Annotated in this window: 19 protein-coding genes and 2 pseudogenes; 5 read left to right on the top strand and 16 right to left on the bottom strand. The window is 61.8% G+C overall.

Annotated features, from left to right (window positions below):
- Window positions 1-8 precede the first annotated feature (8 nt).
- The 13 genes from NKJ80_RS30405 to NKJ80_RS31550 all read right to left on the bottom strand — a co-directional run bounded on the left by NKJ80_RS30405 (window position 9) and on the right by NKJ80_RS31550 (window position 9,084).
- A complete protein-coding gene (locus NKJ80_RS30405) occupies window positions 9-1,748 on the bottom strand; it encodes a relaxase/mobilization nuclease domain-containing protein (protein ID WP_023697513.1) in 1,740 nt (579 codons plus the stop codon).
- Between the two features lie 243 nt (window positions 1,749-1,991).
- Window positions 1,992-2,762, bottom strand: coding sequence for a lytic transglycosylase domain-containing protein (locus tag NKJ80_RS30400; RefSeq protein ID WP_050588961.1), 771 nt, complete (start codon window positions 2,760-2,762; stop codon window positions 1,992-1,994).
- A gap of 3 nt (window positions 2,763-2,765) precedes the next feature.
- On the bottom strand, window positions 2,766-3,101 hold the full coding sequence (locus NKJ80_RS30395) for a DUF736 domain-containing protein (RefSeq protein WP_023690469.1): 336 nt from the start codon (window positions 3,099-3,101) through the stop codon (window positions 2,766-2,768).
- Between the two features lie 70 nt (window positions 3,102-3,171).
- Window positions 3,172-3,717 carry a S26 family signal peptidase gene (locus tag NKJ80_RS30390; RefSeq protein WP_023697510.1) on the bottom strand — a complete coding sequence of 182 codons (546 nt, stop codon included), beginning with the start codon at window positions 3,715-3,717 and terminating at the stop codon, window positions 3,172-3,174.
- Window positions 3,714-4,235 carry a DUF2840 domain-containing protein gene (locus tag NKJ80_RS30385; protein ID WP_023673524.1) on the bottom strand — a complete coding sequence of 174 codons (522 nt, stop codon included), beginning with the start codon at window positions 4,233-4,235 and terminating at the stop codon, window positions 3,714-3,716. The genes NKJ80_RS30390 and NKJ80_RS30385 overlap by 4 nt, the downstream gene beginning before the upstream one ends.
- The gene (locus NKJ80_RS30380; protein WP_156936056.1) at window positions 4,232-4,474 is read right to left on the bottom strand and encodes a hypothetical protein; all 243 of its coding nucleotides are present in this window, start codon (window positions 4,472-4,474) and stop codon (window positions 4,232-4,234) included. The genes NKJ80_RS30385 and NKJ80_RS30380 overlap by 4 nt, the downstream gene beginning before the upstream one ends.
- Window positions 4,471-5,631, bottom strand: coding sequence for a replication initiator protein A (locus tag NKJ80_RS30375; protein ID WP_023690467.1), 1,161 nt, complete (start codon window positions 5,629-5,631; stop codon window positions 4,471-4,473). The genes NKJ80_RS30380 and NKJ80_RS30375 overlap by 4 nt, the downstream gene beginning before the upstream one ends.
- A 17-nt stretch (window positions 5,632-5,648) precedes the next feature.
- A complete protein-coding gene (locus tag NKJ80_RS30370; protein ID WP_023690466.1) occupies window positions 5,649-5,930 on the bottom strand; it encodes a helix-turn-helix transcriptional regulator in 282 nt (93 codons plus the stop codon).
- Window positions 5,931-6,070: 140 nt separating this feature from the next.
- Window positions 6,071-6,616, bottom strand: a complete 546-nt coding sequence (locus NKJ80_RS30365) for a DUF2285 domain-containing protein (protein WP_023673528.1) — start codon at window positions 6,614-6,616, stop codon at window positions 6,071-6,073.
- Window positions 6,588-6,836, bottom strand: coding sequence for a transcriptional regulator domain-containing protein (locus tag NKJ80_RS30360; protein WP_084013101.1), 249 nt, complete (start codon window positions 6,834-6,836; stop codon window positions 6,588-6,590). The genes NKJ80_RS30365 and NKJ80_RS30360 overlap by 29 nt, the downstream gene beginning before the upstream one ends.
- Window positions 6,837-6,970: 134 nt before the next feature.
- Window positions 6,971-7,231, bottom strand: coding sequence for a DNA -binding domain-containing protein (locus NKJ80_RS30355; RefSeq protein WP_023673529.1), 261 nt, complete (start codon window positions 7,229-7,231; stop codon window positions 6,971-6,973).
- A 175-nt stretch (window positions 7,232-7,406) separates the two neighbouring features.
- Entirely contained in the window at window positions 7,407-7,733 is a 327-nt protein-coding gene (locus NKJ80_RS30350; protein ID WP_023673530.1) for a DUF736 domain-containing protein, read from the bottom strand.
- Between the two features lie 613 nt (window positions 7,734-8,346).
- Window positions 8,347-9,084, bottom strand: a complete 738-nt coding sequence (locus NKJ80_RS31550; protein WP_502902255.1) for a hypothetical protein — start codon at window positions 9,082-9,084, stop codon at window positions 8,347-8,349.
- Between the two features lie 351 nt (window positions 9,085-9,435).
- Here NKJ80_RS31550 and NKJ80_RS30340 point away from each other — a divergent pair, with 351 nt between their 5' ends.
- Complete coding sequence (locus NKJ80_RS30340) at window positions 9,436-9,714, top strand: hypothetical protein (RefSeq protein ID WP_023694917.1); 279 nt, start codon at window positions 9,436-9,438, stop codon at window positions 9,712-9,714.
- A gap of 53 nt (window positions 9,715-9,767) precedes the next feature.
- On the opposite strand, the pseudogene NKJ80_RS30335 reads toward NKJ80_RS30340, so the two are convergent.
- Window positions 9,768-9,987: pseudogene (locus NKJ80_RS30335) on the bottom strand (DUF768 domain-containing protein).
- Window positions 9,988-11,424: 1,437 nt separating this feature from the next.
- Between NKJ80_RS30335 and NKJ80_RS30330 the strand changes: the two are divergent.
- From NKJ80_RS30330 to NKJ80_RS30320, 3 genes are all read left to right on the top strand, one after another.
- Window positions 11,425-11,631 (top strand): CsbD family protein, encoded by a 207-nt coding sequence (locus NKJ80_RS30330; RefSeq protein ID WP_023690464.1) that lies wholly within the window; start codon window positions 11,425-11,427, stop codon window positions 11,629-11,631.
- A 70-nt stretch (window positions 11,632-11,701) separates the two neighbouring features.
- Window positions 11,702-11,881 (top strand): hypothetical protein, encoded by a 180-nt coding sequence (locus NKJ80_RS30325; protein ID WP_023697507.1) that lies wholly within the window; start codon window positions 11,702-11,704, stop codon window positions 11,879-11,881.
- Window positions 11,882-11,935: 54 nt separating this feature from the next.
- The gene (locus tag NKJ80_RS30320) at window positions 11,936-12,226 is read left to right on the top strand and encodes a helix-turn-helix domain-containing protein (protein ID WP_031203328.1); all 291 of its coding nucleotides are present in this window, start codon (window positions 11,936-11,938) and stop codon (window positions 12,224-12,226) included.
- Between the two features lie 42 nt (window positions 12,227-12,268).
- Here NKJ80_RS30320 and NKJ80_RS30315 read toward each other — a convergent pair whose 3' ends face one another.
- Window positions 12,269-12,676, bottom strand: coding sequence for a hypothetical protein (locus tag NKJ80_RS30315; protein ID WP_156936055.1), 408 nt, complete (start codon window positions 12,674-12,676; stop codon window positions 12,269-12,271).
- Window positions 12,677-12,819: 143 nt separating this feature from the next.
- Here NKJ80_RS30315 and NKJ80_RS30310 point away from each other — a divergent pair, with 143 nt between their 5' ends.
- Window positions 12,820-13,968 (top strand): ATP-binding protein, encoded by a 1,149-nt coding sequence (locus NKJ80_RS30310; RefSeq protein ID WP_023690463.1) that lies wholly within the window; start codon window positions 12,820-12,822, stop codon window positions 13,966-13,968.
- Window positions 13,969-14,674: 706 nt separating this feature from the next.
- On the opposite strand, the pseudogene NKJ80_RS30305 reads toward NKJ80_RS30310, so the two are convergent.
- Window positions 14,675-15,074 (bottom strand): annotated as a pseudogene (locus tag NKJ80_RS30305) (transposase); the annotation flags it as partial.

Here is a 15,074-nt window from a genome sequence, read left to right as displayed (position 1 = left end):
AATTGAGACTAGATGCCGAGGCCTCGCTTGCGGCCAAAACTCCAGTCGATGCCGTCGTCATTGCGAGCGACGCCAGAGACGTGGCTGCCAAGATGTTTTTCCAGGGACGGCGTCCAAGGCACCAGTTGGAAACCGAGGCCGTCATCGATCATGGCGAAGCGGCCGGAGGCGAGCGTGAAACGTTGCCGGTAGGAACCGGCCACAAACTCACCACTGCGAACGCGGTTGAACGGCTGGCCGGTTTCGGCCGAGAGCTTTTCGCCGAGCGCCTCCAACTCGCAGCGACGCAGCGTGTCTATCAGGTTGCGGGTGAAGGTTGTGCGTTGGCCATGCCGCTCGCCGAGGCCCCGTTGGACGAGGTGGTCGGCACGGAGCTGCATCGCCTGCCGCACCTCGGCGCCGAAGCCGCCTTCCGACAACGCAGTCGGTTCGCGGGCGATGTTCTGGCGATCGAGCCAGGTGGCGCCGGCGGCGGTAACCTGCCGCTCAATATCGAGATCGGAACGGACAGCGAGTGCTGCGCGCCCATGTCCCTGCGCGTCATGGAACTTGCGCAGCTCAACGATGGAACCCGGAGCGCTGTCGCCGGCGGCATCGAGATCGGACAGCTTGATGTGATGGGTGCGGCCGTCGGTGCCATCGATCACGGCGTAGGCACTGCCCTTCAACTCGTCATCGAGACCACGGTCGACCAGCCGACCGACGATTGGCGTGTCGAGGCGCTCCGCCGCGAGCACATAGGTCGCCGACCCGCGCTCGATGCCCTGTTCTGTCAGGGCGCGGTGCATCCGCTTGATGATGTCACCGCGTTCGCCAAGCTCGCGCAGCGTCGCCTCGGCCTTTTCGTCGATCCTCCATTGGCCTGGGCCGACCTGTTCGGCAAGGCCAAGCGTTTCGAGCTTGCGCGCCCGCCCGACCTTCAGCACGTGATACTCATCGGGCTGAGCGCTCGCCGGGGACGCAAGATCGACAACGCCTGTGTCGCGGCAATCGCGAACAAGCTGCCGGTCAAGCTGGGTCCAACGTTCGGCCTCGACCTGACGCTGCAGATTGCGGCGGATGTCGAGATCGGTGCGCGGGCCGAGCTCCTGGGTAACGAGGTCGGCGGCGCGGGCGCGCATTCCCTCCTTGATGTAATCGCGGGAGATCACGAGATCCTGCCCGTCATCAGTGCGGCCGCGCAGGATGATGTGAAGGTGCGGATTGTCGGTGTTCCAGTGATCGACGCCAGCCCAATCCAGTTTCGTGCCGAGGTCCTTTTCCATCTGACCCATCAGATCGCGGGCGAAGGATTTGAGGTCCGCCATGTCGACGGCATCTTCCGGCGAGACGATGAAACGGAAGTGGTGCCGATCATCGCCGCACCGCTCGGCAAAAGCACCGCCATCCACCTCCCCGTCCTCCGGCCCGAACAGCCTTGCCTTCTCCCCGTCCCGGGTGACGCCCTCGCGGCGCAGATAGGTGAGATGAGCGGCAAGCGGGGCGCCGCGCGCGTGATGGCGCACCAGCCGTGTCTTGATGATCACGGCTCGCGAGCGGCCGGTGAGGAGACGATTGGCGCGCACGCTCGCCGAGCGGCCACGCCCGAAGGTCGAGCGATTGCCCGGGCTGATCCGGCCGGAGCGAGAGATGCGGGCGCCGGCCTTCCGGGCGGCGGCAAGCGCCTGCGCGATGAAGGGCCTGGCGCGCTGGGCACTGGGCGAGCGGATGCGGCCGGGCCGGATGCGGAAACCATCCTCGTCAGTCATCGTGAAGATCCGCACATCGTCTCAAGGCACCGAAATCACAGGTGAAACGGTGTTCCGGCGAGGTGCGCCACTTGTTCGCACCTCGCGGAAATGCCACATAACCTCTTGAAACAGCACAACCGATCGACGCCGCACCTCGCGGCCTTTTATCTCGCCATCCTTCGGTTGTTCTGCACATTTTCCGCCTCCACCCACGCCATGGTGCGCTGGAGCTTGCGGTTGCGCAAAGACGCCCATGTGCGCTCATGGCTGTATCCCTTCGCCCGCTCGCGCCACGAAGAGGCCTTCGGACAGCGGCACGATGGCGGACACATCGCGCACGGTGGGCGCAGAGCTCGCGTCATTTGGTGGTCGCTCGGTTGGCACCCGAGCGACAGCTTGTTTGCGATCCGGCTGACCGACGAACAGCGAGCCGCGCTTCCAGGGAATGGCCTCGACAGACGTAACGGCGAAAGGGCGCATACCCTCGCTTTCACCGATCAGGGGCGCAAATGCGGCGACATAGGCGCGGGTCTCGGCCGGTAACGGACGCCCAGTGAGGTAGGCCTGGTAGCGTGCAGGTCCCGCATTGTAGGCGGCCAGAAATCCCGGAGAGCCGAAGCGATCGTGCAGTTCGCGCAGGTACGCCGTTCCAGCCAGGATGTTGTCCCGGGGATCGAATGGATCGCGGCCAAGCGACCAGCGGGCGCGCAGATAGTCCCATGTTCCGGGCATGATCTGCATCAAGCCGCGGGCGCCTGCGCTGGAGACGGCACGCATATCGCCCGCACTCTCCTTGCGCATGATGGCGCGTATCAACGCGGTCGGGACGCCGAAGCGGTGCGAGGCTTCTGCGATATGCGCGCCGAACGGATCGCGTTGCGACGATCGTGTGAGAGGTGTTTCCTGCGCCACTGCCGCCGGCATGACGGTCGCGACGGACAGGCCGCAAAGGAGGAGCAGAGCCATGCGCCAGGCAGCGCGAAGCGGCCCGGGCGCACCGCGATGGCTCGTCGACGGACGGCGAGCGCGCATCGTTCAATCCTTCTCGCTACGGTCGCGCGGGCGCGCCCAGTGCAGCGACCAGGACGTCTTGTCGTCGCCATTGCGAAAGAGGTTGGCGCGTATCGGCTGCGCGAAGGTCGGGTCGTCGAGCTGGATCGAGACATAGTCTCCGGCCTTTTCGCTGGAGCGTTTCCAGCCGGCGCCGATCTCGGGGCCGTCCTCGCTTGCGGCGTGAATGCGGTAGTCAGGCGCATTCTCCGTTTCGCTCGCCTCTGCCGCCACAATGGCAATATCCAGGTTGAGGCTGAGCGTGTGGATGCGCCCGCTATAGCCAGTCTTCTGGCGCGTGAATTCTCCGATCTGTTGCATGTCAGGCTCCTGTTTTCGAGTCGTGCGGTGATGAAGACTGGCGCCACGACGCGCGCCGCTGGTCGCGCGCTCACCGCGTTGGCGCGCGCCATTCGAAGCGGCCGTTGCCGTCCTCGTCTGTCCACAGCGGAACGGCGCGGCCGATGATCCGTCTGGTGGAGAGGAGGCCGAAGTAGCGGCCGTCGAAGCTGTCGCGGACATGCCGGTTCATCAGGAAGACTTCGCCGCTCGCGATGCGGCGGCAGCCCTGCCAGACCGGCAGGTCACGACCGGCCCGGTCACGCGTCAACGCCATCCCCGCCTCGATACCATCGACCGTGATGGTGAGGTTCGAGCGACAGACCCGTTGCCCCGATACGCCAAGGATGCGCTTCAGGAGTGGCACGCCCCTCGGCAGATAGCCGCGATCGGCGAGGAACGCCGCGAGCGGCTCGGGCGCGTCGACGGCCACAAGATCGGCGACCTCGAAGGGTCCGTCGAAGTCGATCGTGTAGAAGCCGATCGGTGCGCTGGCTGACGCATTCCAGATGAGCTTCGCGGGCATCGAAGTGAGGCCGGGATAACCGACGCCCATGGTTGCGATAACGCTGGCTAAGATGATCCCGGCGCGCGTCACGGCTCAGTCCTCTTGCGCAGCAGGAAGGCACGATGTTGGTCGAGTGTGTAGCTGCGCGGCGCATTGCCGGCGGTTATCCGGTTGTGGATGTGCCGCCAATGATCAGGCGACACCAACTCAGGCTCGATGCCGAGGCGCTGGATGGCGTCAATCGCCTGCAGCACGCGTTCGACCTTGGGCCAGCTCTCGACCTTCAGCAGGATGTCGCCGCCGGGTCGCACGAAGGGCAGTGTCTGATAGGCTTCGCCAGACGCGACCGCACGCACGATGTCGATGCGTGAGATGATCGTTCCGAAGTCGTTCGCCGCCCATCGCACGAAGGCGAAGACCACGCCGGGACGATAGGACAGGATCCGCCGGCGACGATCGACGATCTGTTCCTGGGCGGGCGTGCCGAACCGTATCCAGTTCTCGATCCTCTTCTCGACCCAGGTCAGTTCGACATGGACGAGATTATCGGCAGCGTGGTGCGTGGCCGGGAATGCGCCGCGCGTGCGGGGAGCCGCAATGCCAGTCATTTCGGTTCTCCTGATGTGGTGGGAATTTCGCGCGCGAGCCTCGCGCGCAGCGTTTCGGCGACGATGACGTCGTTCTCGAAAGCGGCGATGCGTGCGCGCTCCTGAGTCGTCATGTCGGTGGTGGGGCGCACGACGAAGGTCGCGAACTGATTTCCCTTGCAGGCCAATTCACCGGCGAGATGCAGCGTCAAAGTTGCCTTCCCGACACGGCTCTTTCGATTTAGGGGTGCGGCGCTCATCGGGCGGCTCCCGAGCGCGGATCAAGCGGCGGAGTCGGACCTTCGGAAGCGCTGGTTGCCGTGATGCGACCGCCAGAAACCGTCGACGTGTTGGGGGTGTTGTTGGTGGTTACGCTGAGTGCGTGGCTGGCTCGCCGTACGAGCCTCTGCCCATCTTGCGCGCGCGCTTCAAAGTTAGAATCTGGGTTAGAGTCTAAGTTAAGGGCGCGATTTCGGCTTTGCTTTCCCAGGGTTAGGCGCCGTTTCGGTTCCTGATAGCACGAGCCTGCGGTTCCCGATGGCACGATAGGTCCGGTTCCCGATAGCACGAGGCCGTCCACAGGCCTTCCACAGGAGCCGATCCGCTCGAAGGCAAGCAGAACCCGGCCGCCAATCTCCACTTCCAGCGCAAGGGTGTAGCCGGGCAGCGGCTGGCGGCGGATGATGTCGCGCAGCTCGAAGGCAAAGCGCTTGTGGGGCGACAGGCTGCCGGATTTCTGGTGAAGGTGACGGAAGTCGAAGCGCCAGCCGTCGGGCTGGCGTCCGCCGTGCTTGCGCACCAGCCGATAGAGCCAGCGCTCCAGCCCGCCAGTCAGGTCGAAATAAGCGCGGTCGATCGTCAGCACGAGCGCGTCATCGAGGACTGCCTGGTAGAACCAGTCGGGGACGATCAACTCGATCCCCGCGGGTTTGCCATGGCGATCGATGCGCTCCTGCCACTCATTGATCCATGAGAAGCGGTGACGCCGGCCTTCGGCGGGCTGACGAATCGTCGTCGAGACGGTGGTCGACTGCAGCCGGTCAAGCCCCGCCTTCAGGCGCTGATAGTCGCGCAGGCTCTTGCCGCGGCCGACGAAGGTGAGAATCTCATAGGGTGTGGCGGCCATCAGGCGCGAGGTGCGAAGGCCCGCGTCGCGCGCCTCGACGATCTGGCTTGCGGCCCAGATCAGGATGTCGGCGTCCCAGATGGTCGCCATGCCATGATCGGGCACGGCTTCGACCCGGATCGTGACGTTGCCGGCCGCAAAATCGATCGGGGTGATGCGATGCGTCTTGGAAAGGGAGAAGAACGGATAGGCCATGAGATCCTGCGCGTCTCGTGGGGCGAAGTCGCCAGGCAGCGCCCGGAACAGGTCGAGCTGCCCGCGCTCCGAAAGGGATTGGTTTCGAGCCACCATTGGAAATCCGCGCGCGGTCAGCGTGCGTATCGTCCGCCGTGCGTCGGCGGCGTCGGCGTGTGACGCTTGGCCGGCAGGACCGACCCCCGCGGATCGGATGTAGACGTGACAGCGCCGCGTTCGGCCCACGCCTGAAGATCGTCGACGGCATAGACGACACGGCCGCCGAGCTTGCGGTAGGAAGGACCAGTGCCATAGGTCCGGTGCTTTTCGAGCGTGCGGGCGGACAGGCTGAGGAAATCCGCGGCCTCCTTGGTGCGCAGGAAGCGCGGCGGCAAAACGGCGATATCGGGTCGCATGGGTCGAACCTCCGTGGGGTCTTGGGCAGCCGCTGGCGTTCAGCGGTGGGCGGAGACCACGGTGGCGGAGAGTAAGCTTCGTCAGGGATGGGGAAGTTGAGGGGGGCTAAAACTCCACCCCTTTTGCGCGGCCAGACCCGCTAGGATCGGCGGCGATGACGCAGGATTTGCAAATAGCCACCGCCGATCATGGCGGTGGCACCTTCGACCAGGCCGATCACCGCGTCGCGCAGTGCGGAAGTTTTCCAGGGATCGGCAGCGACGCGCTTAGACCCGTAAAGGGCGACGGCAATGTCGCGGTAGCTCGCGCCATTCGAATGGCCGTCAGCGGCCTGCATCATCAGACGAAAGCGGCGGCGCTGCTGCGGGGTCATCCGCGTGTCCGAAGGTTTGGGGCGCCCCTGCAACGAACGCCAGAAACGGGTGAGTGCTTCGATCCGTCCCAATGTTTCTGCGTCCAAGGGGATCAGCGCCGCCAGGTGACCGTGCGGGTCACTGCCGGGCAGAAGGAGAAGTTGGGTGACGACACCTGCACTATGGACAGTGTGGCGTCCTTCCGGGCTGTCGTGGACCACGCCCAGGCCGGTCAACGGCGCCGATCGCAAGGACGACAGGAATTCCGGCGCCGGCACGAGAGAAACCACAGCTGGATCGACGTCAGGCGACCACAGAACGTCTTGCGCCAAGGCGGACAAATCCGGCGTGGCCGGGAAATCGCAACCCCCACTGCCGCTGTGCCTCAGGGTGGAAGGGTGCTTTTTCGGATCTTGTGGTAAGGAGCGCTTGGTAGTGCCGTTGATAGGGTTGGTGACGCCGCAGACACTCCCAGGCGAGCCCTTCGATAGGTAATGTATCAAAATAATCATAGCTGGCATTGTCTCGCCAATGCGACGTATCCGGCCTCATCCAAGAGCTCCTCGCAAACAACGCGTAGACCCCGCCTCCAAACGATTCCGGGTTGTAGCGATTGGCGGAAGACCCTTGCCGGGCATCGGGTGATGCCACTTCGGCATCACCCGCGAACCACAGGCGCTGTGGTGCTAGTTGCCGGGTCGACGCAAGAGATGACGGTAGCCTGCACGCGCCATCCAGCGCGCTCGCGCCAGATGGCTGTCGTGGATGCGCCGGGCGCGTTGTGGCTCCTTCGTCAGATCAATGCCGAAGAGGATTTCGACCACCTCGCGCCAGTCCGCGCCGTCGTCGGCGGCGTCAAGCAGGCGCACATAGAGCTTGACGTGTTCCCGATCGTATTCGGTGAGTTCGTCACTGGTCGGCGCGGTTTCGTCAAACGGCTCGATCATCGCTTGCCTCGTCTTCACAGTGAAAGCCTGCATTTTATAGAAACAACAGCGCCGATGGAGGACGGTTGATAAGCATCAGGCGATGCGGTTTCGGCATCGCTCTCGGCTTGAGTGAATCGAACCGGACGTCCGCGGAAGAAGGCCCCGGCCTTCCGGCCGGGGCCTGCGCGGGTCCTTAGTCACCCCGCCGCGCGTTCGGGCGGGACCAGATGAGCGAGAAACCCTCCCCTTCCTCGTCGTCGAAGAGGTTGGCGTAGATCGGGGCGTTGAAGCTCGGATCGTCGAGCTTGAGACCCAGGTAATCGCGGCCTTCGTTGGAGGTCTTCGACCAGGCGGCGCCGATCTCGGCGCGGCCGACCAGCACCCGGTGGCTGGGAGCGTTCTCGCCGGTGGCGCGTGTGTCTGGGACGATGCGCACGTTCTTGGCTTGGACGCTGAGGGTGACGATGTCCCCGGTGAATTCGTTCGAGGCGGTCTTCTTGAAGGTGCCGATGGTAGCCATTGTAAGTCTCCGTTTTCTGTTCCCGAGCCCGCACCATGCGGCCTCGATGGCGATCGGGTGGCCGAAGGCGACCGACGACGCATCGCTTGCGACCGGAGCAACGCGGAGGACGGCGCAGGAACGACTTTCTTGTCTCGCGAGGAATGGCGGCGCTCGGGGTCCCCATGCGCTTGCGGCATGGGGTGGGAGCCGGCAGGGGAAGAAAGTCGAGATGCGCCGTTGCGGCCTAGGCGGTCGAGGCTTCAGCCGTCGTTCGGCCAGATCAGCCCATTGAAGAGGCCGTTTGGAGCGCTCTTGGGACAGATTGGGAACGGAGACGTTGGCGTGCAACGCGCCTCCGGCAGATCGCTACAGGCTTCACCGGCATCGCCCACGCATTCCAGGCACAGATTCCGCGCACCTGCAACGCCGCCGCCACCGCGCGCGCTGCCGTCCTGCTACCGACTTGTCGGTCTGCCATGGGCATCGACCAAAGAAAGTCCAAGTCCCAGACGGGGCCGCGCCGGCACGTGGCCGTTGCTCGATCCTGGCATGGAACCCGATTGCTCCAACCACCGATAATGAGGAGGCTAGGCCTTCGTCGGTCTGGTCCACCTGCGCCGCCCGCGGGGGTCTAGGCTCGAACCACGTCCCTGCCGGATTGGTCGGCTGACGTCATGCCCGCGACCCGCAGATATGCCGTGACGCCGACGGCGGTCGCGCCAATGACGGAGAAGACGACCTGCCAGGTTTCCGAAGGCATCATGTGCTTCGCGATGCCATGGGTGGCATGGTAGCCGGCAACCATCGCAGGCGCGACGAAGACAAGCGTGATCGCCAGCTTCGCCCACATGGAGCTGATAACGCCGAGGAGGATTTGGCCGACGCCGAGCGTCAACCCGGCTGCCAGGATGCCGACGAGGATCGCGCCAAGCCAGCCGGCGCCGGTGTTGAATGCCCACGTACCTGCGCTGACCCCTGCGAACAACGGAAGGGCGAAGATAGCAAGCGTGAAGAGCAACCAGCACAGGATGCTGATGGCCGCGATACAAACGAACATGCCGAGGATGATCATGGTGGTGTCTCCGAGAATAGCTCTGGCGATTGCGCCTTCCACCACCACCGCAACGCCGCGCAGAGCATAGCAACGAAAAGCACCGGCGAGATGCCAAAGCTCTGTTTCGCCAGCGGCAATGTTAGCCCCGTCCTGGGGCGAACGGTCGATTTCGCCGATGATGGCGGTGTCGTCGCCGTCATACTCGTTCGCCGGCACGACCGAGAGAGTGCCGTCGCCGGCACGAAAGATGACGATGGCGACCATGAGGGTGGCGGCGAGGCTGAAGGCGAAGGCATGCGCGTCGGCGAGGGACATCGATCCGGCTCCTGTTTGAAGCGGAGGACCCTCCCCCGCTGACAGGCGCCCGATGTGTTCGGCGGATGGCCGCAATCACCGCGAAGGCGAAGCCGGAGCGGCGGCACGCTTCGCGTAGTCCGACCCCTTGCGGGTTGATGGCGTCAGGCCGTCGGCTGGACCAAGGATCAGCGCAATGGATCGCGGGGGTGGGGTCATCTTCAAGTCAGGAGCAGCGGCGTCGTTAGCGCGACGCTTATGTTCCATGAGAGTCTGAGCAAGCCGCCGCGCGATGTGGCGGGCGTCGAGCGATAAACCGGACGGCCATGAACGCGCTGGGTCCCGTTGGAAGCCGCCACGCTGAAAATGAGGATGAAGCTGGGCGATGACGCTGTGCAGTTGCGGTGGCAGGCCCAATCCAGCTCTCTCGGCGTAACGAGCGGCCTTGCCGAGATCGTGCCCGATATGGCGGCGATTCCAGCGATCGTCGGTCGCTGTTCTGAGAAGATGCGACTTCAGGAGCAATTCAATGGCGATGGCGATGGCGTGAAGGGCCGCATTGCGCCTGCCCAGATCCGCCGCCCGGTCAGCGCCATCGAGGCACACTGCGGCATTGCGCAAGAAGGTGTCGGCCAGCGCGATGTCCGGTGAAGCTATCGGGAAAGGAGAAGAGCGACGGCTTGAAGAATGCCGTGCCTCCCCTGCTAATTTATAGGGGGGGTAAGTTCCGAAGGCGCATCGACCAGCGTCCGATATAGGCTGTCAACTTCTTCGTCGATCTCTTCGCGCCTGATCCCGAGCGCCTTAGCGTCGGCGTACAATTTGTGTGTGTACTCACTTATCGAAACCGTGTCGGCCTTCGCCGTTTCGGGGAGATTGTTGCCGATCCCAGCGATCGAGGAAATTGATACCGCGTGTACTCATGGAGCCTTAAGCTCCATTAAGCGCTTAGGTTCCGGCTGTTCGGTGGCGAGGTCATAGACTAGGCTGTTCGCAGCCGCCGAAGTAGCTTTTGACCTTCAATCAGGCCGCACGTCGGCCCAATCACTATGAATTGGCTTCGCACCAAAAATCCATGTGTGAGATGTAAGGCAAGAACCCCCATCGGAGTCCGTGAGTTCGACCTGGAGGATGATACCACCCCCGAACAGGCGTCATCGATCATACAGAAAGATGACGCACGACAGTCGCCAGTGATCGGGACCGACGAGACCGCGAAACAGATAGTCGCTCTGCTTCAGCGCGTCTCTCGCTGATTTCGTCAAGTTGCTCGCTTCGGGGGAGCTTCCAATCCTAGACGAGAAGACTGATCGCCAGCGAAAGCGACGGCATCTGCTTCATATTCGAATGCTCGGGAATACGTTTCACCGTTCCTCCCTATGATGCGAACAACCCACTCGCCCAACGAATGGCGGATCTCTAAGAAGAGGGAAGACGAAGGCGGCGGCCGGTACGTGACGCTGTGCAATGCCCTCGGGAGGCCTGTCCCGCCAAAATCGGCACCATCGGAGGAATGAACTTCACGCATGCACTGACTCCCGAGACCGCGAGTCAATTAGCGCGTGCTTAATTAGTTCCAGAACGTTTTAACGAATCGTTGACCGCGCTGTCCCATTATAGGACGGCGCGGTCAAACCCCAACCTTGGCTGCGCAGGCGGCTTCGGCATTGAGTTCCACCCCGAACTGTCGGAGCCGCCACCCACATTTACCAGCAATGGTTGAATCAACCGTTACTGCACGTGCTTTCAATGGCGCTTCCCTGATCGTTAGACTTTGACGGAACAAACAGGGGATTCACAGGTTCGGCGTTCGAGACTCGACCGATGGAAGCGATCTTCGATGACATCGCCAACGCCCTCAGAGCGCCCCGCCAAGACGTGTGGCGCCCTGTCCGGCGCCTTCGCCATCGATATGGTCGGCGAACTCAACTCCCCACGTACGCCGCGTCCTGGCTGCGTCAAGGAAGCTCTTGGAACAGATGGCCGAACGCGAAGACCCCCCGCCGCCAAGTTGAGGCGGCTTCTATGGAAATCCGCTCATCTGACGCCAGAGCAGCGCTGGCAGGTCCATCAACCGGCTACCCTCAGAAGCAGTGCGACATCGACTCCATAAGGGATGAACACAGCCGCCAACGCGACCCAGATGCCCGGATCGGCGAGCACGTGCATTTCCTTGCGAAGCTGTTCCAGACCAACGGCAAAAGGCCGGCTGTGTTCCCAAACCGGAAAAGGCCGGCGCACACATGCGGTCGACGGGCATTAGGTTCCATTGCTAGATCACAAGCAAGCGCGCTTACCTGCAGCGGAACCTGACAGCCATACGACCGTTATTCGAAAGGACAACGAAAGGAGATCGCCGTCATGGACTGGAATCGCGTCGAAGGAAATTGGAAGCAATTCAAAGGTAAGGTCAAGGAGCAGTGGGGCAAGCTCACTGATGATGATCTCGACCGCATAGCCGGCAACCGCGATCAGCTCGAAGGTACGATCCAGGAACGCTACGGCATTGAGAAGGATCGCGTGCGGCGAGACGTCGACGACTGGTATGGTCGACAAGACTCGTATTAGGACGGTGCGCCGTTCGGATCGACCTTGTCGGCTTCCAGCCGCGTTGATCTCCACAATGGAGATTGTAGAAATGTCCATCCACAAAGAAGACTATCGAACGAACAAGGCTGACTACCTGATAGCGAAAAGGCCAGATCTGGTTGAGAAGACCAAGCCGAAAAAGAAGACGTTGCGGCGTGACGATCAGCGTTCCGCAAAGTTATTGGAAAACCCCGCCGCGTTACCCGAGAGGCCGGCATCACGCCGTTAGAAATCGCAGAAGGTCAAGAGGAACATTTAAGCGATATTGAATGTTCGACTGTTTATGGACAGCCGAACCGTACTCTCAGCAGATCAATCCAGAGCAGCACGAGCCCTACTGAACTGGTCGCGTGTGCGACTTGCCGCAAAGGCAGATCTTAGCGAAATGGCCATCAGCGATCTTGAGAACGGATTCAGGAAATCGCGTCCCCACAACATCGCGGCGATCCGCAAAGCGTTTGAAGACGCCGGAATCGTCTTCACCGTCGAAGGCACTCCATCGCTCGCCCGCTCAGAAGGTGGCAGCGGCCTCGCCACCGACAATAGACAGTGGCGCCGGCGGCAGAGAAAATAATAAGGGCGAAAAGCCTACTCAGGAGCGTCTTAGGCTCGGAACTCATACCGGAAGGCTCGCAATGCGGAGCGCTGATTTACGGCTTTGAAGATTGCCGATCTCGTCGACCAAGGTCAGGCCGCTCAATCTGCGATCGAACTCTATGGGCTTGAAGCGCCGACCGCCGTGGCGCACTGCGCTTTGGAGGCACATTTCGACGGCCGACCAAATGACTTCCGCTTTTGGTGCGATGTCTTTCACCAACTGAGAAGACCAAACTGACGGAACTTTTGCCGCGGAATCGTGTTCGTTCGAGCATGACCAGAATAGCAGCCCTTGGCCCACGCATCCCCGGCAAACCACATTCGCCGGCAGACGGACAAGACCGTTTCGACCTTTGGCCCGATATGCGGCCAGCAGGTTGACCGCCGCGACTTCCGTCAAGTGATGTGGCACGAGCAACCAGATCACGAGCCGCTTGAATGGACGCTTAGAGCAGTTCAGATTTTGACTGAATCTGCGGGATTCCCGTGAGAGTGGTTTTGTGATTCAAGATGCTGGCTGGATCGGAGGCCAGCATCAGATGACGGCTCCCCCTCAACGTCCGCAGGAATTTGGAGGATCAGCTGCGCCAAAGCCAGAAAATGGAGGCGGTGGGGCAACTCACGGGCGGTATCGCGCACGACTTCAACAACATGTTGGGAGTTGTCATCTCAGGACTCAACTTGATCCAGCGGCGCGTCGACCGCGGCGAGCCCGGCGTGCACCAACTGATCGCAGCCGCGACCGAGGGTGCCCACAAAGCTGCCATGCTGACGCAAAGGCTACTGGCTTTTTCCCGGCAGCAGCCGCTTTCCCCTGAATCCCTCGACGTCGGCCGGATGGTGCAGGATATGTCGGAGCTTTTGCGCCGGACCCTGGGCGAGCACGTAACACTCAATACGGTCGTGCAATCCGATGACGGTGCAGTGCTCGCTGATCCCAGCCAACTCGAAAATGTCCTCGTAAATCTGGCGGTCAACGCTCGCGATGCCATGCCGGAGGGCGGAACCCTGACAATCGAAACCTCTGCACTCCTGGTCGACCAGTCGGTTGCTGCAGATCATGGCATTTCCCCCGGCCCCTACGTCCTTATTGCGGTGAGGGACACGGGCTCGGGTATGAGCGCGGAGGTTCTGGAAAGAGCCTTCGAGCCGTTTTTTACCACCAAAGGTGTCGGCAAGGGAACCGGCCTTGGGCTGAGTCAGGTGTTTGGCTTCGTCAAGCAGTCCGGTGGCTATGTCAAAATCGATTCAAAACTGGGGGTGGGGACTACCATCAGCATCTGGTTGCCAAGGCACAATGGTCCCGCCGATGGAGCACGGCGGGCGAACAGCCAAGACGTTGCCAATGGCAAGCCAGAGGAATTGATCCTCGTCGTCGAGGACGAGGCGAGTGTAAGACAACTGACAATGCAAATGCTCGAGGATCTCGACTATTCGGTGATTTCTGCTGAGAATGGGGTTGAAGGCCTGCGCATTCTTGAGGATCGAGGAGACGTTTCCTTGCTGCTGACGGATGTTGTCATGCCCGGAATGAACGGTCGGGAATTTGCGGATGCTGCCGTTGAATTGCGGCCTGACTTGAGGGTGCTCTTTACGTCCGGTTACGCACGTGATGCCATAGTTCGCAATGGGATCATCGATCCAAACGTTCAACTCCTGCAGAAACCCGCTACCCTCCAAGCTCTCGCCCAGAAAGTCAGATTGGTTCTGGATAACTAGCCATTCGGCAACCGGCCGTTCCGGTTTTCAGGCAAGAGGGTAGCGCGCTCGACCTGTCATATTAGACGCAAAGCGGTCATTGAGCTCTATTGAGAGCTTCGGGTCACCACGAGCGTCCGCGGTGATGCCGCCGACATTTCTCCTCGGGTCTCTACCGACGTGGTCGCGGGTGCAACAATCTGTTGCACAACTCTGCTATCTGTCCCGCCAATGCCTGACCCTCAACTTGCTCACCCCTGAATAAGTCATCGCTCGCTGTCACGGCCAGGTAAGCGACGGGACTCTTCGAACGGGCGCGTTGCATGCGGATCAGGCCATCGTTCCTCAAGATCAGCAAAGCAATCATCTATCCCAGCGGCGAGTGGATCGCTGGGACAAATCGATCGTGGTCGTCTGCAAACAAAGACGCGAACTGCCGCGGGAGAAGAAGACGGCACGGCCAGAGTAAGCAGAGAGGCGGTTCATTCGCCCGAGAGGCGTGGGTTAGAGAAATATGCGTGCGAATCCGTGCTCGATCGGGGCGTCACAGTTTTCATACATAACTAACCCGCTCGATACCCTTTGCGAACGCAGCGTCACGTCTAATCAGAATGGCTTTGAAGAGCGTGACTTGAGCATCTCTGTCGCGGGTGTTTTGGGGGTTAAATCCGCCCTTCCCTACGGTTGTGTGCGTCAAGTTCTGCAAAATGGGCGATCATGAAACTGGTCATGCGGCTTGGCGTAGAGCGAGCTTCTTGTGCTCGCGCAGATCATCCATGTTGATATAGCGGTTGGCCTCCATCCAGTTTTCATTGGTTTCGACGGCCAGCTGACCAGGCGCAGGCGCAGGCAGCTTTCGGCGTTCGGGAAGATGCGCACGACATAGGTGCGCCGGCGGATTTCCTCGTTGAGCCGTTCAAGCATGTTGGTGGACTTGAGGTGCTTGTGATGCTGACGCGGCAGCCGGAAGAAAGTCAGCGTCTGTTCTATGGCTTCTTCCGCCCAGGTGGTCAGCCGCGGGTAGCGGGCGGACCATTTGGACAGCCATGCGGCAAGATCAGCCCTGGCCTCTGCGAGATCGCGCCGGTCGTAGAGCCAGCGCAATTCCTGCAGGCAGTCGTCGCCGT

It is taken from the genome of Mesorhizobium sp. M0030, from assembly GCF_040323695.1.
GTDB lineage: Bacteria > Pseudomonadota > Alphaproteobacteria > Rhizobiales > Rhizobiaceae > Mesorhizobium.
Note: the sequence above shows the minus strand (reverse complement) of the source record. Positions and strands in the feature narration are given on the sequence as shown.